Here is a 20,662-nt window from a genome sequence, read left to right as displayed (position 1 = left end):
CTCCTTGCCCAATTAGTTGTTGTACAGATCGATGATCGCGCTCACTGCCTGAGTCTTGATCTTGGAGGCGTCATTACGCGCGCTCTCGATCCGGTTCAAATAATGCTCGTCGATGTCGCCGGTCACGTACTTGCCGTCGAAAACCGAGCAATCGAAGTTGTCGATCTTGATTTTCTTGCTGCCGCTGACCGCTTCGATCAGGTCATTCAGATCCTGATAGACCAGCCAGTCGGCACCGATGAGGTCGGCCACGTCCTGCGTGGTGCGGTTGTGGGCAATCAGCTCGTGAGCACTCGGCATGTCGATGCCGTAGACGTTGGGGTAGCGCACAGCCGGGGCTGCAGAACAGAAGTAGACATTCTTGGCACCGGCTTCGCGGGCCATCTGGATGATCTGCTTGCAGGTGGTGCCGCGTACGATGGAGTCATCCACCAGCATCACGTTCTTGCCGCGGAACTCCAGCTCGATGGCGTTGAGCTTCTGGCGTACGGATTTCTTGCGCGCAGCCTGGCCCGGCATGATGAAGGTCCGGCCGATGTAACGGTTCTTGACGAAGCCTTCGCGGAACTTGACGCCCAGATGGTTGGCCAGCTCCAGCGCCGCAGTACGGCTGGTGTCCGGAATCGGGATGACCACGTCGATATCGTGATCCGGACGCTCGCGCAGGATCTTGTCGGCCAGCTTCTCGCCCATGCGCAGGCGCGCCTTGTAGACCGAGATGCCGTCGATGATCGAATCCGGGCGCGCCAGATAGACGTGCTCGAAGATGCACGGTGCGTACTTGGGGTTGGCCGCGCATTGACGGGTGTGCAGCTTGCCGTCTTCGGTGATGTAGACCGCTTCGCCCGGTGCAAGGTCGCGAATCAGGGTAAAGCCCAGCACGTCCAGCGATACGCTTTCCGAGGCGATCATGTACTCGACACCTTCGTCGGTGTGACGCTGGCCGAACACGATAGGACGAATGGCGTCCGGGTCACGGAAGCCGACGATACCGTAGCCGGTGATCATGGCCACGACCGCATAACCACCGCGGCAGCGATTGTGCACGTCGGTCACGGCCGCGAAGATATCCTCTTCGGTTGGCTGCAACTTGCCACGCACGGCCAGTTCATGGGCGAACACGTTGAGCAGCACTTCCGAATCGGAATTGGTGTTCACATGGCGCAGGTCGGATTCGTAAATTTCCTTGGCCAGCTGCTCGACGTTGGTGAGGTTGCCGTTGTGCGCCAGCGTGATGCCGTAAGGCGAGTTGACGTAGAACGGCTGAGCCTCGGCCGACGTCGAACTGCCCGCGGTGGGGTAACGCACATGACCGATGCCCATATGCCCGACCAGACGCTGCATATGACGTTGATGAAACACATCGCGCACCAATCCGTTGTCCTTGCGCAGGAATAACCGGCCATCATGGCTGGTTACGATACCGGCAGCGTCCTGGCCGCGGTGCTGGAGGACGGTAAGCGCGTCATACAGCGCCTGATTGACGTTCGACTTGCCGACGATACCGACGATGCCACACATGCGACACAACCCCTACTTAGTGGAACTGGATTTACCGAGCACATCCTGCGGCATTGTAGACGGCAGGATCTGTTCCTTGAACGGCATGTCAGCGGGTACGCTGATGCCGCTGGCGAGCCACTTGCTGGACATCCCGAGAATCAGGTTTTTCGACCAGTCAGCGACCATGAGAAATTGCGGCACCAGCCTGGACTGCTGCCACCATTGATCCTGTTGCACCGGCCCCAGGCTCAACAGCCCTACCGCCACAACGACAAGCAGGCCTCCGCGCGCTGCGCCGAAGACCATGCCGAGAAAACGATCGGTCCCGGAAAGCCCGGTGACGCGAATCAGCTCGCCTATCAGAAAATTGACCATGGCGCCTACCAGCAGGGTGGCGACAAAAAGAATGGTACAGCTCGCGATCACGCGGGCCGAAGGTGTTTCTATGTAATTGACCAGATACTGCGACAGCCCTGCGCCAAACATCCAGGCCACAACACCTGCAATGATCCACGTCGTCAACGACAGTGCTTCTTTTACGAAGCCGCGCTTCAGACTGATCAGGGCGGAGATGGCGACAATTCCGAGAATTGCCCAGTCAACCGGAGTAAATGGCACGTTGCAGCCTGCAGACGGATAAGGCGGCGCATTTTAGCAGAGCGCCCGCCTGCCGGTAAGCAGCGATTACCGGCGCGAGGCATTTTCCTTTGTGCCAGGGGCACCAGGTGCCGAACGGTCAACCGCGCTCGGGCTGAAAGCGCACCACAATGCCCTTGAGCTTTTGCTGTTTATCGAGCTGATCGCGCAGGCGATCAGCCTCGGCGCGCTCGATGAGCGGGCCGACAAACACCCGGTTCACGCCATCAGCGGTGCGAATGTAGGCGTTGTAGCCCTGGGTGCGCAGCGTCTTTTGCAGATTGTCGGCATTCGCACGATTGGACATGCTCGCCAACTGCACCGACCAGCTGATCGACAGGCCGTTGGCGTCGACGCCAGCAGGTGCCGCAGGTTTGGCGGGGGCCGCGGGGGCCGCAGGTGCAGCCGCTGTCGCCGGTGCAGGTGCAGGTGCAGGTGCCGGTTTGGCAGCTGGTTTGGAGGCCGGAGCGGCAGGTGCGGTCTGGGCGGTCGGCGCAGGCGCGATCGGCATGGAAGGCGGCTGGCTGCTGCTCATGTCATCGTCACCCGGCACAGGCTCCTGAGGCAGAACCTGAGGCTCCGGAACAGGCACCGGATCGACCCGCACCTGCGAAGCCGCGGGCGCCTGGGGCGCGGCTGGGGCCTCGACCTGCACCTGACGTGTTTCATCTTCACGCGTGAAAAGCATGGGCAGGAAGATGACCGCCACGGCGATCAGCACCAGTGCTCCCACCATTCGCTGCTTGAATACGTTATCCAGCAAAGCCATTTGCAGCGTCCTCATCGGTGTACCGGGCCAACCATTCCAGGGCCTCGGCAACACAGTAAAATGAACCGAACAGCAGAATCTCGTCATCGGGCGTGGCATGCGCACACTGAGCTTCCAGCGCCAACGCGATACTCTGATAGGACGTCACGCGGGCGCCAAGGTTCTGCAAGGCCGTCTGCAACTCCTCTGCCGGCCGGCTGCGCGAGGTCGGAAGCGACGCAACAGCCCACTCTTCAATGACCGGCGCCAGGTGCGCGACCACGCCGTCGAGATCCTTGTCGCTGAGCAGACCAAATACCGCGAGGCGCTTGCCGCCAAGCGGCTGGCGCGCAAGACGCCGCCCCAGAAACCGGGCCGCATGAGGGTTATGGCCTACATCCAGCAGCAGGTTGAGCTGCTTGCCGTGCCACCTGACAACCCTGCGATCGAGACGACCGGCAAGCCGGGTCTCGGCAAGCACCTTGCCGGTCGCATCCGGTTGCAGTGGATACCCCAGCAGGGCGAAAGCCTGAAGTGCCAGCGCTGCATTCTGCATGGGCAGGTCGAGCAGCGGCAGACCGCGCAACTCGACCTGTTCGCCATGAGCGACACCGCGCCAGTCCCAGCTGTCATCGCCTATGGAAAGATCGAAATCCCGGCCACGCAACAACAACGGACAGCCCAGCTCGCGGGCTTTGGCCAGCAGCGGCTCGGGTGGCGCCGGATCACCGCACAGCGCAGGACAACCGGCGCGAAAGATCCCGGCTTTCTCGAAGGCGACCGACTCACGGGTGTCGCCCAGGTACTCGGCATGATCGACCCCGATACTGGTGACCAGCGCCATATCCGCATCGACGAGATTGACCGCATCCAGGCGACCGCCCAGACCGACTTCCAGAACGACCGCATCGAGCCGGGCCTGCTCGAACAGCCAGAATGCCGCCAGCGTGCCCATTTCGAAATAAGTCAGCGTGACGTCGCCGCGTGCCGCTTCGACCGCAGCGAAGGCATCGCATAATTCCAGGTCGGTTGCCTCGACGCCCTGCACCTTTACCCGCTCGTTATAGCGAATCAGATGCGGGGAACTGTAGACACCGACCTTCAGACCCTGAGCCTGCAACAAGGCGGCGACAAAGGCGCAGGTTGAACCCTTGCCGTTGGTGCCCGTCACCGTGATCACCCGGCGCGCCGGGCGGGTAAGCCCCAGCTGCAGCGCCACCTGTCGAGACCGGTCCAGCCCCATGTCGATGGCAGACGGATGCAGTTGCTCCAGGTAAGCGAGCCAGTCGCTCAGGGACGTAGAAGTCATATCGTCGCAGGGGCCGGCGGGACGACGATTGGCTCGATAACGGGGGCGACAAAACGAGGGGTCGGCAGGTTCATCATCTGTGCCAGCAGGTTACCCAGGCGCGGACGAAGCTCGCTGCGCGAGACGATCATGTCGATAGCGCCGTGATCCAGCAGGAATTCGCTGCGCTGGAAGCCTTCAGGCAGCTTCTCGCGAACAGTTTGCTCGATGACCCGCGGACCGGCAAAACCGATCAGCGCCTTGGGCTCGGCGACGATAACGTCACCCAGCATGGCCAGGCTGGCGGAAACGCCACCGTAGACCGGGTCGGTCAGCACCGAGATGAACGGCAGCCCTTCTTCGCGAAGGCGCGCCAGAACAGCCGAGGTCTTGGCCATCTGCATCAGCGAGATCAGCGCTTCCTGCATGCGCGCACCGCCGGAAGCGGCGAAGCAGACGAACGGGCAGCGATTTTCCAGCGCGTAGTTGGCGGCACGTACGAAACGCTCGCCGACAATGGCCCCCATCGAACCACCCATGAACGAGAATTCGAATGCCGAAGCCACTACCGGCATGCCCAGCAAGGTGCCGCTCATGGAGATCAGCGCGTCCTTCTCACCGGTCTGCTTCTGCGCAGCGGTCAGGCGATCCTTGTACTTCTTGCCGTCGCGGAATTTCAGACGGTCGACCGGCTCAAGATCGGCACCCAGCTCTTCGCGCCCTTCGACGTCCAGAAAAATGTTCAGTCGTGCACGTGCGCCGATACGCATGTGGTGGTTGCACTTGGGGCAGACGTCCAGGGTCTTTTCCAGCTCAGGGCGATACAGCACCGCCTCACAGGACGGGCATTTGTGCCAGAGGCCTTCGGGAACCGAGCTCTTCTTGACCTCGGAACGCATGATCGATGGGATCAGTTTGTCTACCAACCAGTTGCTCATGCTTTATATCTCCAGTACCGGTGTGGCTCGAACGACTGACAAATCAAACGCCAGTCGCATGCCCTCGGATAAATTCGTATATGGACGACGATGAAAGGATAGCGATCGACTCACGGCCGGACCTGCGCACCCCTCACCCCGATTTTTCACAACGACGGCGTTGCTCAGTGGCACCACCGCTTACTCGATTCGACCCGCGTGCCTCTTGGCGCGGACAGGCTTATGGACGGCGGCCGATCAATAGCCGTCACATCAGGTGCCGTGCACCGCACTCATGAACGCCAGGATCTTCTCCCGATCCTTGATGCCCTTGCTCTTTTCAACGCCGCCGCTGACATCCACTGCATAGGGCCGGACCTGAGCGATGGCCTGCGCCACATTGGCCGACGTCAGCCCGCCTGCCAGAATGACCGGCTTGTCCAGGTCGTCCGGAATCAATGCCCAATCGAAGGTTTCTCCGGTACCGCCGGGCACCCCTTCGACGTAGGTATCGAGCAGCACGCCGCGTGCATTGCGATAGGTCCGGCAGACCCCGGCAATGTCATCACCGGCCTTGACCCGCAGCGCCTTGACGTACGGGCGATGATACCCATCGCATTCCTCGGGTGTCTCATCGCCATGAAACTGCAGCATGTCCAGCGCAACCGCATCCAGTGTCTCGTTGAGCTCGCAGCGACTGGCGTTGACGAACAGGCCCACCGTGGTGATGAACGGCGGCAGCGCGGCAATAATGGCACGCGCCTGCAATACCGTCACCGCACGCGGGCTTTTCGGGTAGAACACCAGGCCGATCGCGTCGGCACCTGCCTCGGCGGCAGCCAGTGCATCTTCTATGCGGGTAATCCCGCAGATCTTGCTGCGAACGGCTGACATGTCGTGAGTAACCTCAGGCCTTTCGGAAAGTCCCGGATGTTAGCAAATGCGGCCCGGATCGTCAGCCGTCCAATTCCGCAAAGCCCGTAAGAAAATGGGGGCCGATATAGCGCTCGGGCAGCGGGAATTCATCACGGTACTCAACCCCGACCAGATACAACCCGTAAGGATGGGCCGTGACACCACCGGTGCGCCGAATCCGGCTTTCCAGCACCTCCCGCGCCCACTCGATCGGTCGCTCTCCGGTACCGATGGTCATCAGTACACCGGCGATATTGCGCACCATATGATGAAGAAAGGCATTGGCGCGCACATCAATGACGATCATCTTGCCGTGACGGGTCACGCGCAGATGGTGCAACTGCTTGACCGGCGACTTGGCCTGACACTGACCGGCGCGAAAGGCGCTGAAATCGTGAGTACCCACCAGATATTCGGCAGCCTGCGCCATGCGCTCGACATCCAGCGGGCGGTGGTTCCAGGTAATTTCCTGGTTCAGGTGCGCCGGACGGATCTGATCGTTGTAGATCACGTAACGATAACGCCGGGCAATGGCCTTGAAGCGCGCATGAAAGGTGGCGGGCATGACTCTGGCCCAGGTGACACTGACATCATGGGGCAGATTGATATTGGCGCCCATGACCCAGGCCTTCATGCTGCGCTCGGCCTGGGTGTCGAAATGCACCACCTGACCGCAGGCATGCACGCCCGCGTCCGTGCGACCGGCACACATCAGTGAAACCGGTGACGCGGCCACTTTTGACAACGCGTCTTCAAGGGTTTCCTGCACGGTCAGCACGCCGGACGCCTGACGCTGCCAGCCGCAATAGCGCGAGCCCTTGTATTCAACGCCCAGCGCGATTCGGGAAAAGCCCTCGGCCGCCATCTCGGCGGCCGGGTTATCTATATTCGCCAAAGTGGTACAGCCTGTCGGTTCGCGAAAAGTCGGCCATTATACGGCCGCAAAAAAAACACGCTACTCAAGCGGGACATCTGAAATGCAAACGGCCGCATAAGCGGCCGTGTGCAGGTTGCCGGAGTTGAATCAGGCCAGCCGCGAAAGCATCTCCCGCGCTTCGCTTTTCTGACCGTCATCGCCCTCGGTGACGACCTCATCAAGAATATCCCGAGCGCCGTCCGCATCGCCCATGTCGATGTAGGCACGCGCCAGATCGAGTTTGGTCGCCGCTTCGTCAGTACCGGCCATGAAGTCGAAGTCCGGCTCGTCATCCAGCGCTGCCGCATCCTCGGCAGTGAATCTCGGCTCATCGAGCGGCGGATGCTCAAGATTCTGCGAAAGACGCTCAAGCTCGGCATTGACGTCATCGATTTCAGTCGCGAACGCCTGACTTGCCTGATCGGTCTCAATCTCGTCCGCCAGCGACAGGTCGAAATCCTCTGGAAGCTCCAGGTCATCACTGACCGGCGGTACAGGCGAGGTTTCACCCAAATCCAGTGGATCCTCGCCAAGACCGAGCAGGAAATCATCTTCGCTCTTGAGGGCCGGGTCTTCCTCGGACAGATCGAGGTCGAAGTCGGCAAGGTCTTGCGGCGTTGTCGCTGCACGGGCCTCTTCCTGCTGCTGCATGACCGACTCGAAGCTCAGCTCTTCGTCATCGGCTACCGCCGATACCTTGGGCTCGTCGAGCATCAGGTCATCGATGTCATTCACAGTAGAGACTTCAGGCACAGACGGTTCTTCGAACTCGTCCAGGCTCAAGTCAAAATCGTTATCGAACGGGTCTGCCTCTTCAACAGGCTCTGCGGCCAGCGGCGCGACTACTGCCGGCTCAGGTTCAGGTGTAGCAACAATTTCGGGCTCGGGCTCGGGCTCAGGCTCAGGCTCGGCATCCTGCTCTGCCGCATCATCGGCCAGCAGTTCTTCGAGATATTTGGCATCAAGCTCTGCAACCAGTGCGGCTGTTGTAGCCGCCGCGGCGGCTGCAGCGACGGCAGGAGCAGCCGATGAGGCTTCAGAAGCCAGCGGCGCAGCAACAGGTGCCACCGGCTTCATGGTCGAGTTAAGTTCTTCCCGCTGCTCGACCTCAGCTTCAAGCTTTCCCGCAGCCACCAGTTTACGTTCGTGGGCGGCATAGGCTTTGTTGTTACCCTGCTCGGCGTAGATTTCCATCAGTTTCAGACGGATATCGTCGCGCTTGGGGTCTTCGTTGACGGCTTCTTCCAGCAACTCGATCGCCTGATTCATACGCCCGTAAGCGATATGGATCTCGGCCTGAACCAGCGGATCGGCAGGACGTTCACGACCGGCAGCGGCGGCTGCGGCGCCGCCCATACGCACGTTGGGCGGCGGCACATCAAGCCCGTCGAAGCTGGCGGGCGGTGCATTCATGTCCATGTCAGAGACGAAATCAGACTCCTCGGCCAGCGCACGCGCCATGCGCTTGTGCTTCTCGGCCTCGGCCTTCGCCGCGCGACGACGCGCCAGGAACAACAGCAGCAAGGCCAGAATCAGCAACACCGCACCGCCGATCAGGCCAAGCAGCACAGGGTTGTTGATGATTTTCTGCAGTGCATCCTCATCCTCGTCAGTTGCAGCAACCGGCTCCACCGCCAGCGGCTGCTCTGGCGCCGGCGTCGCAACTTCGGCAGCACCGGCAGGCAGCGCATCTTCAGGCGCGATCTCGCCAGCCGGTTTGACCGGCGCACCGTTAGCGTCGACCAGCGAGGCAGGCACTGCCGCATTGGCAGGCGTCGCGGCATCAGGAGTGGCGGCAGGAGGAGGCACGGCGGCGCCAGCGGCCTGCATCTTGGCCAACTGACCGTTTTTCAACTCGACCAGACGCTGCAACTTGTCGAGCTGGCTTTGCAGGTCGTTCATGCGGCTTTTCAGCTCGGCATTGTCGCGACGTGTGGTATCCAGCGCTTCCTGAGCCACGGCCAGCTTGTTGCCAAGGTCACCGTCGCCCGCCGCACCTTTCGCCGCAGGCTTGCCGCTTGCCGAAACCAGGCTGAGGTTGTCGGAGGTATCAACTTTAGAAGGCGCCGCACCCGCACGGTCACGACGGGTAGCATCGACCTGACGGGTACCGGCCGGCAGACGGCGACCTTCACGCCAGGCGCTGTATTGGCGGGAAACTTCTGCCACTGCCTGTGATTGCGGCAGCGCGGTGGTCTGTTGCGGCGTTGGAAGACGCAGCACCTGCCCCTTTTTCAGACGGTTGATGTTGCCACCAATGAACGCATCCGGGTTCAACGCCTGAATCGCCAGCATGGTTTGCTGGACAGTCCCGCCCGTACGCACCTTCGCAGCAATTTCCCACAAGGTGTCGTTATTGGCGGTGACGTACTGCGACTGCTTGTCGGCGGCTGGCGGCGGCACTGCGGCTGGGTTGGCAGCCGGTGCCGGCGCTGGTGCCTCGGCTGCCGGCGCTTCTGCCGAAGGGGCTACCGTTGCCAGTTGCGCAGGCGCGGCGGGCGCGGCAGCGGGGGCCGGGGCAGCGGCCGCAGCGGCTGCCTCGGGAGAGAATTTCGGCGGATCGAGTAGAAGGCTGTATTCACGCAGCAACCGGCCATTGGGCCAGAGCACCTGAACCAGAAACTTCACATAAGGCTCGCGCACCGGCTTGCTGGATGTAATGCGCAGGACACTTTTACCGCTGGCATTGATAACCGGGGTAAAGGTGAGATCGTTGAGAAATGCCTGACGGGTCACCCCCGCCTGCGCGAAGTCGGCCGTGGTGGCCAGGCTGGGCACAACTTGCGTTGCGTTGAGCCCCTGAGCCTCGGTCAACTCGATTTCCGCTACCAATGGCTGATTCAGGGTCGACTTGACCGACAATTCCCCGAGCCCCAGCGCCTGCGCCATACCCGATGACAGCGCTGATGCCGCAGCGATTGCTAATACCAGTTTACGAACCTGAACCATAGCCCATCCCTTGTTTAAAGATTCCCCGAGATCCGGGGAGGTAGTCCTGCATTTGGGTGTAAGGCGTATCGCCGCTAAAACAATTATTCAAATTGTTGCCAAGTATCTTTTACACATAGTCTTTTATCAACAATTCGCCAACCTGCACAGCGTTGAGCGCAGCGCCTTTGCGCACATTATCCGAGGTCAGCCACAGATTGAGCTGCTCGGAATCGTCGGTTCCCGTCCTGACGCGTCCCACATAAACCACGTCCTGGCCCACCGCATCGCCCACCGGCGTAGGGTAATCACCCGCATCGACCAGCTCGACCCCGTCTGCAGACTCGAGTGCAGCGTTGACCGCCGCCACGTCGACCGCTCCGGCCGTGCGCAGCGCTACAGTGAAGCTGTCACCAAAGAACACCGGTACCTGAATGCAGGTCGCAGACACTTTGAGCGATGGCAGCGCCAGCAGTTCGCGCAATTCTTCGACCAGACGCCTTTCCAGCGGCAGGTGCCCCGACGCATCTGGAGTCCCCACTTGAGCCAGCAGGTTGAACGCCATCTGGCGATCAAAAAACCGGGTTTCCAGCGGACGGACATTCAACAGCTCGGTGGTCTGACGTGCCAGCTCACTGACGCCTTCACGCCCCAGTGCCGATACCGCCAGACACGCCGTTACCGTCACCGACTGGATATCGATCAGGCCGCGCAACGGCGCCAGAGCCAGGGCAACCGCAGTGGCAGAAGCACTGGGGCTGGCAACCAGACAAGGAGCGACGCCACGGCTGTGCAAAAGCGTAGCATTTATTTCCGGCACCACATTCGGCGCCTGGGTTGAGGTAAATGTCCCCGACAGGTCGATGACCGTGCACCCCGCCGCTACCGCCTTTTCGGCGTGACTGCGACTGACCGCAGGTCCCGCAGCGAAAAACGCCATGCGCACCTTACTGAAGTCGAACTCGTCGACTTCGCGTACGCGCACATTCTTGCCTCGAAACGGCACCGAGTGGCCTGCGGATTCGATGCTGGCCAACAGGTACAGATTGCCCACCGGAAAATTGCGCTCCTCCAGAACCTGCACAACGGTTTCGCCGACAGTACCGGTTGCGCCGACTACGGCGATATCAAAGGACTGGCTCATGCAAAAACCTCAGGAAAATCAGGGAGCGGCACTTTAACCGCCGCATTGCCGACAGGCAATTCAAGCCGGCAATCAGGTGTGTATTTCAAGGCTCGAGCCCTATCGGGAAGAACACGCCATGGCTCCAGACGCCCAGCCAGCGCTGTCCGTCCATATCGCGGGAAACGGCCAGCTCGACCAACTGATAGAAAACATTGCGGTGAATCAGCGCTTCCAGATTGCTCCGCACGTGAATGTACGGCGCCGGTTCCTGGGTATCAGGGTCGGTGACAACCCGCAAAGGGTGTTCCGGTCCCGCTTCGCTCTGATCCTCTACATTGGTCAGAAAGCGCAACACCTGGCCCTCGCCCTCCCCCAGCACCTCAAGGCTGACGGCGACAAAGGGCGCGTCATCAACGGTGATGCCGACCTTCTCGACGGGAGTGATCAGGAAATAGTCATCGCCGTCACGGCGCATGATGGTCGAGAACAACCGAACCATCGGTTTGCGGCCGATCGGCGTGCCCAGGTAATACCAGGTACCGTCGCGGGCGATACGCATGTCGATATCGCCGCAGAAGTCCGGATTCCACAAATGAACAGGCGGCAACCCTTTGGTTTTGGGGATCTGTGCGAACAGATCACCCGCCTTGTTTGAATCGCTCACTCCATTCTCCTGATACGGGCCCTAGCGTTCGACACCCAATAAGGTACGAGCGTAGTCCTCAAGCGGCGGCCCCAGCAAATCCTCGGGGCTTTTGTCGTAAAGCGTCAGCAATCCGCCACGGCTGCGAATACGTGCGCTGTCGATGAGGTAACGGGTCCCGGTCTCGATCAGCATCAGCTGAATGACACCGCTGTCGACACCCAGACGGTCCACCGCTTCCTGATCGGCCCATTGATCGCCATTGCCGATGCGGTCGTCAGCCTTGGCGAAACGTGCGTAGAGCAAATAATGCGCGCCCGCAGCACGCGCCTCGACCATGGCTTCATCCAGCCCCAGCGGGCCGCGGGCACGACGGACCATCGGGAAGTACTCGATAAAGCCCTTGAAGGCTTCTTCAGCCACCACGTTAGGCCGCGGATAGGCGTTGCCTGGCGGTACGAAGGCGCCCTGAGCGATGTAAATGAACGAGTCAGGCTGCACGCGCCAGTTGGCAGTACGACGGGTTTCGCTATGGTCGAGCAGACCTGCATCGCTGAATTGCTCGCGAACACCTTCGCCCATGTCGCTGACTTTCATGCAGCCACTCAACGCCAGAAGCGCGAGCAGCATAACCAGGCTACGCATTATCCCCTCCCAAATACCGGTGACGGAAAACCGGCGAATGGTCGTCGGATGCAGCTTCCGCGCCATCTCTGGCGCAGCCGACGCCAAAGCCTTGAAGCTGATGCTCAAGACCGGGGCGGCGCGTTATTCGGCGGCGGGATCTGGCGTGGGTTCGGCGCTGACGTCGCCGTCGCGCTTGCGCTTGTTGCCCATGCGTACGCCGATGTCCATGAGAAAGTGGAAGAAGCCTTCCTGGTCTTCCAGCACGTTGCTCCAGAACGGCGAGTGATACAGCGCAACAGCGCCATGTACCAGCGCCCAGGCAGCACAGTAATGGTAGTAAGGCGGGACATCTTCGAGCTTGCCTTCGCTGATGCGGCCTTTGATCAGCAGCGTCAGGTGTTCGAAGTTGGAGGCGCGGATCTTGTGCAGCTCTTCGACCAGCTCAGGCACCTGATTGCCCTTGACCACCTTCTCTTCCAGACGGTCGAACAGACGATAGCGCTGCGGGTCACGCATACGGAATTCAAAGTAGGCGCGCGAGAGCGATTCCTTGTCCTTGTCGACGTCGGCCGAATGCAGCAGCTCGTTCAGGTCCCGCTCGTAGTCGAGCATCAGGCGCAGGTAGATTTCCGCCTTGGACTTGAAGTGCTTGTAGATGGTGCCTTTGCCAATGCCGACGGCGTCCGCGATCATCTCGACAGTGACGCTGTCTTCGCCTTGCTCGAGAAACAGCTTTAGCGCGGTGTCGAGAATTTCCTGCTCACGGCGGCGAAATTCACGGACCTTACGAGGTTCTTTCTGCATAGAGAGGTCTGTCAGGATCGAAATCGAAGCCGGGTATTATGCCCAATCGGCGCTAAATTGCACGGTTCATCCATACTTGTCGACCTGCATGAACGATTCGCACCGGTCAGCCCGGGCGCCCGATACCGTTCCAGTGCGGTGGCAACCTAGTGCGCTGGCAACGCTGGAGAGGCAACGAAAAACTCCAGATAACCCGTGATCACCACATACAACGTGAAGTAGGCAAAGATCAGCGCCGAGGCAATGTATGACCAGCGCAACATTCGTTCGCCCATGAATCGCCCACCCTGATGAGCCAGCGCACACAGCGAGGTCGACCAGACCACGCCCGCAGCGACGAACCCGGCGAGAAAGGTCGAAGCGCTGACAAGATCAGAGCCTTGCCGGGCAATCAGCGCCCCGCCGACTGCGGCGAACCAGAGGATGGCGCTGGGCGAGGACATCGCCAGAAAGATCCCGCGCAGGAACAGCGCCAGGCTGGATTTTTCCGATTCAACCTTCTGACTGTCGAGACCGGTGCTGACGGTAGTGGCACTGATGATCATCCTGAAGCAGAACCAGGCCAGCACTGCTGTGCCGCCAATCCACAGCACGTAGCGCACGGCTTCATATTGCAGCAGCACGGCCATGCCGAGCATCGCCAGGATTGCGTAGGCCAGATCACCGACGCAGGTTCCCAGCCCCAGCCATAGCCCCCTGGAAAAACCGCGCTGCATGGACAGCGTGATCATGGCGATGTTGGCCAGACCAATGTCCAGACACAAGGACAGACTCAGCAGAAAACCGTTGGAAAACTCCACCCCACCACTCCATGACTGCAGCGCCCCCGCATTTCGCCCGATACAAAGTGTTCATCGAGCACTCAAGGAGGGCTTTAGTATTCCAAAACTGTTTAAAAAACGATCAAAAGACACTGGACGCTACGCCGTCCTGAACAATACTTAAGCTGCTGACGCGTCATCATTCCCCAAATGACTCGGCAGTAGAGGTGCCAAAGGACTCGCGCGCCTTTGTTTTACTCCTAATGGTCTTGACCCGGCTTCACCCCCCAGAATCCGGGTTTTTTTTGCCTGCGATTTGTCTGCCCGCGGATTTGAGCATCCGTCAGCGCTGAACGTGCGCCAGCGGAAACAGGCGGGCAAAGTTGGCGGTGGTCTGCTCGGCAAAGTGCTCGTAGGACTCGCCTCGCAGCATTGCCAGAAACTCGGCAACCTCACGTACGTACTGGGGCAGGTTCGGCTTGCCCCGGTAAGGGATCGGCGCGAGGTACGGGGAATCGGTCTCGACCAGCAGACGATCGGCGGGCACCTGCCTTGCAACGTCGCGCAGGGCATCGGCATTACGAAACGTCACGATGCCGGACAGCGAAATGTAGTACCCCAGGTCCAGCGCGGCCTTGGCCATCTCCCAGTCCTCGGTGAAACAGTGCAGGACACCGGCGTGGGGCAAGGCAGCCTCACGCAGCAGGCTGAGCGTATCGGCACGTGCGCCCCGAGTGTGGATGACCACCGGTTTTTCAGTGATTCTGGCCGCCTCGAGGTGAACACGGAAAGACGCTTGTTGAATCTCGGCCGCTTCAGGTTCGTAGTGATAATCCAGACCGGTCTCGCCAATGGCCACCACCCGTGGGTGATCCAGCTCCTTGAGCAACCAGTCCAGGGGCGGCATTTCGCCGGGCTTCACGTCCAGCGGATGAATGCCCACCGAGCAATCGACATCCGCGTAGCGTTCGGCGAGTGCCTTGACCGCCCCCGCATTGTCGGCGCTGACACCGATGCAGAGAAAATGCCCGACCCCTCTGCCGCGCGCGGCGTCGAGTGCGGCATCCAGAGAGCCGTCGTGCTGGGCAAGGTCAAGGCGATCGAGGTGACAATGGGAATCTACAAGCATGGCTTAAAACACAACTACATCGTATGGGTTGGACGATCGGACTTGAGAGCGCCGACCAGGTGAGTTTCGATCAGATTGCGGGCGGTGTTGTCGCCGTCATTGAACTGCACGCCAACGCCAGCGGTGCGATTGCCCTGTGCACCTTTTGGCGTGATCCAGGCCACGCGGCCGGCAACCGGAACCTTCTCCGGTTCGTCCATCAGATTGAGCAGCATGAACACTTCATCGCCCAACTTGTAGCTTTTGCTGGTCGGAATGAACAGCCCGCCGTTTCTGATGAACGGCATATAAGCAGCGTAAAGAACGGATTTGTCCTTGATGGTCAGGGACAGAATGCCATTACGTGGACCTGTGCTCGGCGGCAGACTCATGACAACACCTCAACGGTTCCGGATAACGCAGAGTCTACGCCTGTCCCGGCAGGCCTGCCCACTGCACCAACAACGCTTCAAGCAGCAAAACCCGATTGAGGTTGGCCTTGGACATGACTTTCTGGCGCTGCGCCAGAATCCAGTCCTGAATTTCCAGCACTTTGGCGCAAGAAGATTTTTGCGCCAGGTATTGAATGACCTTGCGCATGTCACCCAGGCCAAGGCCTTCCTCGTCCTGGGTCATCTGATAGCGCAGGATCAGGTGCGACCAGTCACAGAACCAGTCGAACAGCAATAACAGCGGAATATCCTTCCAGCCCTCGGCCAGCTGGGTAGCCGACTGTTGTTGCTTGAGCAGCTTCTTGACGCCGTCGACCACCAGCGCGCGCTGTTCGCGAACGCCCTGCGTGTGCAGCGCCACCGCAGCCAGCGGCGATCCGGCGGCCAGCGTCAGCAACTCGAAGCGTTCGTCCTGCGTGCAATCGGGCAATGCGCCGCTCAGCCAGTCGAGGCTCATCTGTTCGCCGGGCAACGGGCACGCCTGCTGCACACAACGGCTCTTGACCGTTGGCAGCAAGCGGCTCGGTTGATGACTGACCAGCAACAGAACGGTATTGCCTGAAGGCTCTTCCAGACTTTTCAGCAACGCATTGGCCGCGTTGGTATTCATCGCTTCCACAGGCTCGACGAGCACCACCTTGCGCCCGCCCATCTGAGCGGTCTGCACCACAAAACTGACCAGATCACGCACCTGATCGACCTTGATCGGCTTGTCCGCCTCTTCCGGCTCGAGCACGTAGTTGTCAGGGTGGCTGCCAGCCGCCAGCAGCAGACAGGACTTGCAGTGTCCACAGGCATCAAGCCCTTCAGGGGTCTTGCACAACAGGCTGGCCATCAGTCGTTCAGCCAGAGCGCGCTTGCCGATACCCGCCGGCCCGTGCAGCAGATAGGCGTGAGCGTGCTGGGCGCGACCGGCCATCTGCTGCCAGAGCGAAGCCTGCCAGGGGTAGGCTTCAGCCACGTTGCAGCTCCAGCAACTGAGGCAGCAAGGTGTCGAGGCAAGCCTGAACGTCGGCCAGAGTCTGTGCGGCGTCTACCAGGCGATAGCGCGCAGGCTCGGCCCTGGCCCGTTCCAGATAGGTGCTGCGCACAGCGTCGAAGAAAGCTCTGCCTTCCTGCTCGAAGCGATCCAGCCGACCGCGTGCAGCGGCGCGTGACAGACCGATCTCCACCGGCAGGTCGAAGACCAGCGTCAGGTCAGGGCGCAGGTCGCCTTGAACGAACTGTTCCAGCGCTGCAATACGCTGATGGGACAGGCCGCGGCCGCCGCCCTGATAGGCGTAGGTGGCATCGGTAAACCGATCACAGAGCACCACCTCGCCACGCGCCAGCGCTGGACGAATGACTTCGGCCAAATGCTGTGCACGCGCCGCAAACACCAGCAGCAGCTCGGTGTCGGCGCTCATGGCCTCGTCGCTGGGCGCCAGCAACAGCTCGCGAATACGCTCGGCCAGCGGAGTACCACCCGGCTCGCGGGTCAGCAGTACCTGAACACCCTGCGCACGCAATTGCGCCGCCAGGTAGTCACGGTTGGTACTTTTGCCTGCACCTTCCGGGCCTTCAAGAGTGATAAACAAGCCAGTCACAGGTCATCCTTAATCGTCATCATTGTGCATTCGGCTCGGACTGCGGCGCATCCGGAGTATCCGCAGGCACGCTTTCCGAAGGGGGCGAGTCAGTTACGGGTGCCGGTGTGGCAGGTGCGGCAGGTGCCGGGCTGGAGCGATAATCCGCACGGCGCTTGAGCTGATAATCACGCACGGCCGCGTTATGGGCATCCAGATCGTCCGAGAACACATGGCTGCCATCGCCCTTGGCCACGAAATACAGACTGCTGCCGTCCACCGGGTTAAGAGCAGCATGAATCGCTTCACGCCCTACCAGCGAAATGGGCGTCGGCGGCAGGCCAGCGATCACGTAGGTGTTGTAGGGCGTGGCTTCCTTGAGGTTGGCGCGGGTCAACTTGCCGTTGTAGCGCTCGCCCATGCCGTAGATCACGGTCGGGTCGGTCTGCAACTGCATGCCCAGCTTCAGGCGACGCACGAACACGCCGGCTATCTGGCCGCGCTCCTGAGGTACGCCAGTCTCCTTCTCGACCAGCGACGCCATGATCAGCGCCTGGTAAGGGTTTGAATAGGGCGCCTCTGGCGACCGCGCATTCCATTCCTCGTCGAGTACTTCTTCCAGACGGCTATAAGCCTGCTTGAGCAATTCGGCATCGGTCATGCCGCGCACGTAGCGATAGGTGTCCGGAAAGAAACGGCCTTCAGGGAACACATCGGGATGGCCTATTTTCGCCATCAGCTCACTGTCGGACAGACCTGCCAGCGTTTGATCGAGCTTGGCCTGTTTGGCCAGCGCAGCACGCACCTGGCGGAAATTCCAGCCTTCGACCAGCGTCAGGCTGTATTGCACGACTTCCTTGCGCTTCCAGACGTCGAACAGGCCTTTGACGTTCATCCCCGGCACCATGCGGTATTCACCGCTGTGCAGGGCCTGTCCGGACAGGTTGAAACGCCAGTAGAGACGCAGCCAGAAAGCGTCCTTGATTACGCCATCGGCCTGCAATCGATTGAGTACGCCGGTCGGCGTCGAACCGGCCGGAACGTCCAGCAGTTGTTCCTGAGCCACCTCGAGCGGTTGGTTCAGCGCCTGGTACTGCTGCCAGAAAGCAAAGCCGAACAGCAAACCTGCCAGGACAACCGCTGTTTCCAGCAACACCAATATTTTTCGGATCAAAATCAGATATCCAGAAGGGTGCGAGCAATACCTTGCAGTTTACGGGTGAGCGGCCCGACCGGCCAGTTCAACGCTGCAAAGCTGCAAACCGGCCAGACGCCGTACACGCTGTTGCATAGAAACACTTCGTCTGCCGATTCAAGGTCAGACATGTGCAGGTCACGGATATCGACAGCCACTCCCAGCTTTGGTGCCTGATCCAGCAGCTCTGCACGCATCGCACCTGCGACCCCGCAGCGACTGAGATCAGCAGTCAGCAGACGGCCCTGACTGACCAGAAACAGGTTGCTGTAGACACCCTCTATCAGTCGTCCTGACGTGTCACGCATCAAGCCCTCGGCGTGCTCGCTGTCACGCCACTCGGAGCGGGCCAGTACCTGCTCCAGACGATTGAGGTGCTTGAGGCCGGCCAGAAGCGGCTGTTCCGCCAGTCGCGTCTGGCAGGCAAACAGGCGCACGCCCTGCTCGGCATGCGCACCGGGATAGGCTGGCGCAGGGCCGCCCTGCAGGATTCGACGCGATTGGGCATTGGGGGCAGGAGCGTAGCCGCGCTGGCTGTCGCCACGGGTCAGGATGAGCTTCATGACCCCATCACCAAGCTCTGCAGCGAAGCGGGTCATTTCAGCACGGATCAGCGCGTGATCGGTTGCGATCGACAAGCGCGCGCAGCCGCTTTCGAGACGCTGCAGATGACGCTCCAGAAGCAATGGCTGCCCGGCCTTGACGACGATGGTTTCAAACAGTCCATCGCCGTAGGCCAGCCCTCGGTCCTTGAGGGACAAGGCGTCTGCGGGGCAGCCATCGACCCAGTCGGGCATTACTCGGCGAACCGACGGAATACCAGCGAGCCGTTGGTGCCACCAAAGCCGAAGGAGTTCGACAGAACGACGTCGATCGGCATGCGGCGCGCTTCGTGAGGCACGAAGTCCAGATCGCAGCCTTCGCTTGGCTCATCCAGGTTGATGGTCGGCGGAGCCACCTGATCAACCATTGCCAGGACGCTGAAGATCGCTTCGACAGCACCGGCGGCGCCCAGCAGGTGGCCGGTCATCGACTTGGTCGAACTGACTGCCAGCTTGTAGGCGTGATCACCGAATACCGACTTGATCGCAGAAGCTTCGGCCAGATCGCCTGCAGGCGTCGACGTACCGTGTGCGTTGATGTACTGCACCTGATCGGGATTGACCTTGGCATCACGCAGCGCATTGACGATGCAGCGTGCAGCACCGGCGCCGTCATCAGGTGGCGAGGTCATGTGATAGGCGTCGCCGCTCATGCCGAACCCGACCAGTTCTGCATAAATGGTCGCGCCACGCGCCTTGGCGTGCTCAAGCTCTTCGAGCACCATGGCACCGGCACCGTCGGACAGGACAAAGCCATCACGGCCCTTGTCCCAGGGGCGACTGGCGCGGGTCGGGTCATCGTTGCGGGTCGACAGCGCACGCGCTGCACCGAAGCCGCCCAGACCGAGTCCACAGGCGGCCATTTCAGCGCCACCGGCGATCATCACGTCCGCTTCGTCATAGGCGATGTTGCGAGCCGCCATGCCGATGCAGTGGGTTGCAGTCGTGCAAGCCGTCGCGATGGAGTAATTGGGTCCCTGTGCGCCCAGGTGGATCGACAGGAAACCGGAAATCATATTGATGATCGAGCCAGGAACGAAGAACGGTGAAATCCGTCCCGGACCCTGCTCGTGCAGCAGGCGACTGCTGTTTTCGATATTGGTCAGACCACCGATGCCCGACCCCATGGCAACGCCGATGCGCTCACGGTTTGCATCAGTGACTTCGAGGCCTGCATTACGCACGGCCTGAAAGCTGGCCGCAAGGCCATACTGAATAAAGAGATCGAGGCGGCGCGCTTCTTTGGGCGCGAGGTATTCTTCGACGTTGAAACCCTTGACCGAGCCGCCGAAGCGGGTGGTGAAGGCTGACAAGTCCGTGTGCTCGATAAGGCCAATGCCACTGCGGCCCGCCAGAATGCCTTGCCAACTGCTGGGCACGTCATTGCCCAGTGGCGAAAGCATGCCCATCCCGGTGACCACGACGCGTCTACGCGACACAGGACTCTCCTTCTCTCTTGTTTACGGAACAATCACAGCGTTTTTTAAAGAAAAAACCGCACGCCGGTTAAAGCAGTGCGGTTTTCCCGTGACAGCAGTCAGCGATTACAAATCTTAAGCCTGATGGCTAGTGACGTAGTCGATTGCTGCTTGAACGGTAGTGATCTTTTCCGCTTCTTCGTCAGGGATTTCGGTCTCGAATTCCTCTTCCAGAGCCATTACCAGCTCGACGGTGTCCAGGGAGTCAGCGCCCAGGTCCTCAACGAAAGAAGCAGTGTTGACAACCTCTTCTTGTTTGACGCCAAGTTGCTCTGCAACGATTTTCTTGACGCGCTCTTCGATGGATGTGGTGCTCATACCTAGTTTTAACTCCTAGTGGAAATGTTCAGGCATCTGGCCAGTGGGTAAGTGTATAGAAGAGGTTTTGCGAATTTCAAGCTTAACGCTCTCCCCTTTTATGCCCAACCGTACCTTTGCCCATTCATAGAT

The 20,662-nt window shown here is 60.4% G+C and carries 21 protein-coding genes; all 21 read right to left on the bottom strand.

Going from position 1 to position 20,662, the window contains the following annotated elements:
* Window positions 1-12 precede the first annotated feature (12 nt).
* The gene (gene purF, locus AC54XV_RS08560) at window positions 13-1,521 is read right to left on the bottom strand and encodes an amidophosphoribosyltransferase (RefSeq protein ID WP_003347797.1); all 1,509 of its coding nucleotides are present in this window, start codon (window positions 1,519-1,521) and stop codon (window positions 13-15) included.
* A 12-nt stretch (window positions 1,522-1,533) separates the two neighbouring features.
* The gene (locus AC54XV_RS08555) at window positions 1,534-2,121 is read right to left on the bottom strand and encodes a CvpA family protein (RefSeq protein WP_003318487.1); all 588 of its coding nucleotides are present in this window, start codon (window positions 2,119-2,121) and stop codon (window positions 1,534-1,536) included.
* Between the two features lie 118 nt (window positions 2,122-2,239).
* Entirely contained in the window at window positions 2,240-2,908 is a 669-nt protein-coding gene (locus tag AC54XV_RS08550; RefSeq protein ID WP_024641120.1) for an SPOR domain-containing protein, read from the bottom strand.
* The gene (gene folC / locus AC54XV_RS08545; protein ID WP_058399208.1) at window positions 2,892-4,196 is read right to left on the bottom strand and encodes a bifunctional tetrahydrofolate synthase/dihydrofolate synthase; all 1,305 of its coding nucleotides are present in this window, start codon (window positions 4,194-4,196) and stop codon (window positions 2,892-2,894) included. Before folC ends, AC54XV_RS08550 begins: the two co-directional genes overlap by 17 nt.
* On the bottom strand, window positions 4,193-5,113 hold the full coding sequence (accD, locus tag AC54XV_RS08540; protein WP_003318491.1) for an acetyl-CoA carboxylase, carboxyltransferase subunit beta: 921 nt from the start codon (window positions 5,111-5,113) through the stop codon (window positions 4,193-4,195). The genes folC and accD overlap by 4 nt, the downstream gene beginning before the upstream one ends.
* A 252-nt stretch (window positions 5,114-5,365) precedes the next feature.
* Entirely contained in the window at window positions 5,366-5,986 is a 621-nt protein-coding gene (locus AC54XV_RS08535; protein ID WP_004408280.1) for a phosphoribosylanthranilate isomerase, read from the bottom strand.
* A 61-nt stretch (window positions 5,987-6,047) separates the two neighbouring features.
* Window positions 6,048-6,872 carry a tRNA pseudouridine(38-40) synthase TruA gene (gene truA, locus AC54XV_RS08530; RefSeq protein ID WP_004408281.1) on the bottom strand — a complete coding sequence of 275 codons (825 nt, stop codon included), beginning with the start codon at window positions 6,870-6,872 and terminating at the stop codon, window positions 6,048-6,050.
* A 159-nt stretch (window positions 6,873-7,031) separates the two neighbouring features.
* Window positions 7,032-9,872: a motility hub landmark protein FimV gene (locus AC54XV_RS08525; protein WP_496718344.1), complete on the bottom strand. Its 2,841-nt coding sequence runs from the start codon at window positions 9,870-9,872 to the stop codon at window positions 7,032-7,034.
* Between the two features lie 109 nt (window positions 9,873-9,981).
* Window positions 9,982-10,995 carry an aspartate-semialdehyde dehydrogenase gene (locus AC54XV_RS08520; protein ID WP_024661280.1) on the bottom strand — a complete coding sequence of 338 codons (1,014 nt, stop codon included), beginning with the start codon at window positions 10,993-10,995 and terminating at the stop codon, window positions 9,982-9,984.
* Window positions 10,996-11,080: 85 nt separating this feature from the next.
* Complete coding sequence (locus AC54XV_RS08515; RefSeq protein WP_057457496.1) at window positions 11,081-11,641, bottom strand: DUF1285 domain-containing protein; 561 nt, start codon at window positions 11,639-11,641, stop codon at window positions 11,081-11,083.
* A gap of 21 nt (window positions 11,642-11,662) precedes the next feature.
* Window positions 11,663-12,265, bottom strand: coding sequence for a DUF4823 domain-containing protein (locus tag AC54XV_RS08510; RefSeq protein ID WP_003318496.1), 603 nt, complete (start codon window positions 12,263-12,265; stop codon window positions 11,663-11,665).
* A 123-nt stretch (window positions 12,266-12,388) separates the two neighbouring features.
* Entirely contained in the window at window positions 12,389-13,051 is a 663-nt protein-coding gene (locus AC54XV_RS08505) for a TetR/AcrR family transcriptional regulator (protein WP_003368424.1), read from the bottom strand.
* A 146-nt stretch (window positions 13,052-13,197) separates the two neighbouring features.
* Entirely contained in the window at window positions 13,198-13,851 is a 654-nt protein-coding gene (locus AC54XV_RS08500; RefSeq protein ID WP_058399206.1) for a LysE family translocator, read from the bottom strand.
* A gap of 304 nt (window positions 13,852-14,155) precedes the next feature.
* Complete coding sequence (locus AC54XV_RS08495) at window positions 14,156-14,941, bottom strand: TatD family hydrolase (RefSeq protein ID WP_004408301.1); 786 nt, start codon at window positions 14,939-14,941, stop codon at window positions 14,156-14,158.
* A gap of 14 nt (window positions 14,942-14,955) precedes the next feature.
* Entirely contained in the window at window positions 14,956-15,312 is a 357-nt protein-coding gene (locus AC54XV_RS08490) for a PilZ domain-containing protein (RefSeq protein ID WP_003409617.1), read from the bottom strand.
* 34 nt (window positions 15,313-15,346) lie between these two features.
* The gene (locus AC54XV_RS08485; RefSeq protein WP_024643099.1) at window positions 15,347-16,333 is read right to left on the bottom strand and encodes a DNA polymerase III subunit delta'; all 987 of its coding nucleotides are present in this window, start codon (window positions 16,331-16,333) and stop codon (window positions 15,347-15,349) included.
* Window positions 16,326-16,958, bottom strand: a complete 633-nt coding sequence (gene tmk, locus AC54XV_RS08480) for a dTMP kinase (RefSeq protein ID WP_024639326.1) — start codon at window positions 16,956-16,958, stop codon at window positions 16,326-16,328. The genes AC54XV_RS08485 and tmk overlap by 8 nt, the downstream gene beginning before the upstream one ends.
* Window positions 16,959-16,977: 19 nt before the next feature.
* Entirely contained in the window at window positions 16,978-18,111 is a 1,134-nt protein-coding gene (gene mltG / locus AC54XV_RS08475) for an endolytic transglycosylase MltG (protein ID WP_024639325.1), read from the bottom strand.
* A 2-nt stretch (window positions 18,112-18,113) separates the two neighbouring features.
* The gene (gene pabC, locus AC54XV_RS08470; protein ID WP_032656551.1) at window positions 18,114-18,929 is read right to left on the bottom strand and encodes an aminodeoxychorismate lyase; all 816 of its coding nucleotides are present in this window, start codon (window positions 18,927-18,929) and stop codon (window positions 18,114-18,116) included.
* Window positions 18,929-20,173, bottom strand: coding sequence for a beta-ketoacyl-ACP synthase II (gene fabF / locus AC54XV_RS08465; RefSeq protein ID WP_003390862.1), 1,245 nt, complete (start codon window positions 20,171-20,173; stop codon window positions 18,929-18,931). The genes pabC and fabF overlap by 1 nt, the downstream gene beginning before the upstream one ends.
* A gap of 114 nt (window positions 20,174-20,287) precedes the next feature.
* On the bottom strand, window positions 20,288-20,530 hold the full coding sequence (gene acpP / locus AC54XV_RS08460) for an acyl carrier protein (protein WP_004408315.1): 243 nt from the start codon (window positions 20,528-20,530) through the stop codon (window positions 20,288-20,290).
* Between the last annotated feature and the right edge of the window lie 132 nt (window positions 20,531-20,662).

This window comes from Pseudomonas fragariae (ex Marin et al. 2024), from assembly GCF_059621105.1.
Note: the sequence above shows the minus strand (reverse complement) of the source record. Positions and strands in the feature narration are given on the sequence as shown.

Coding starts and splice junctions, on each gene's coding strand:
- pabC (WP_032656551.1), bottom strand. CDS start 18,929: ATGCCCGACTGGGTCGATGGCTGCCCCGCAGACGCCTTGTCCCTCAAG.
- AC54XV_RS08535 (WP_004408280.1), bottom strand. CDS start 5,986: ATGTCAGCCGTTCGCAGCAAGATCTGCGGGATTACCCGCATAGAAGAT.
- truA (WP_004408281.1), bottom strand. CDS start 6,872: ATGGCGGCCGAGGGCTTTTCCCGAATCGCGCTGGGCGTTGAATACAAG.
- acpP (WP_004408315.1), bottom strand. CDS start 20,530: ATGAGCACCACATCCATCGAAGAGCGCGTCAAGAAAATCGTTGCAGAG.
- folC (WP_058399208.1), bottom strand. CDS start 4,196: ATGACTTCTACGTCCCTGAGCGACTGGCTCGCTTACCTGGAGCAACTG.
- AC54XV_RS08510 (WP_003318496.1), bottom strand. CDS start 12,265: ATGCGTAGCCTGGTTATGCTGCTCGCGCTTCTGGCGTTGAGTGGCTGC.
- AC54XV_RS08490 (WP_003409617.1), bottom strand. CDS start 15,312: ATGAGTCTGCCGCCGAGCACAGGTCCACGTAATGGCATTCTGTCCCTG.
- AC54XV_RS08525 (WP_496718344.1), bottom strand. CDS start 9,872: ATGGTTCAGGTTCGTAAACTGGTATTAGCAATCGCTGCGGCATCAGCG.
- AC54XV_RS08505 (WP_003368424.1), bottom strand. CDS start 13,051: ATGCAGAAAGAACCTCGTAAGGTCCGTGAATTTCGCCGCCGTGAGCAG.
- purF (WP_003347797.1), bottom strand. CDS start 1,521: ATGTGTGGCATCGTCGGTATCGTCGGCAAGTCGAACGTCAATCAGGCG.
- AC54XV_RS08495 (WP_004408301.1), bottom strand. CDS start 14,941: ATGCTTGTAGATTCCCATTGTCACCTCGATCGCCTTGACCTTGCCCAG.
- AC54XV_RS08550 (WP_024641120.1), bottom strand. CDS start 2,908: ATGGCTTTGCTGGATAACGTATTCAAGCAGCGAATGGTGGGAGCACTG.
- AC54XV_RS08520 (WP_024661280.1), bottom strand. CDS start 10,995: ATGAGCCAGTCCTTTGATATCGCCGTAGTCGGCGCAACCGGTACTGTC.
- accD (WP_003318491.1), bottom strand. CDS start 5,113: ATGAGCAACTGGTTGGTAGACAAACTGATCCCATCGATCATGCGTTCC.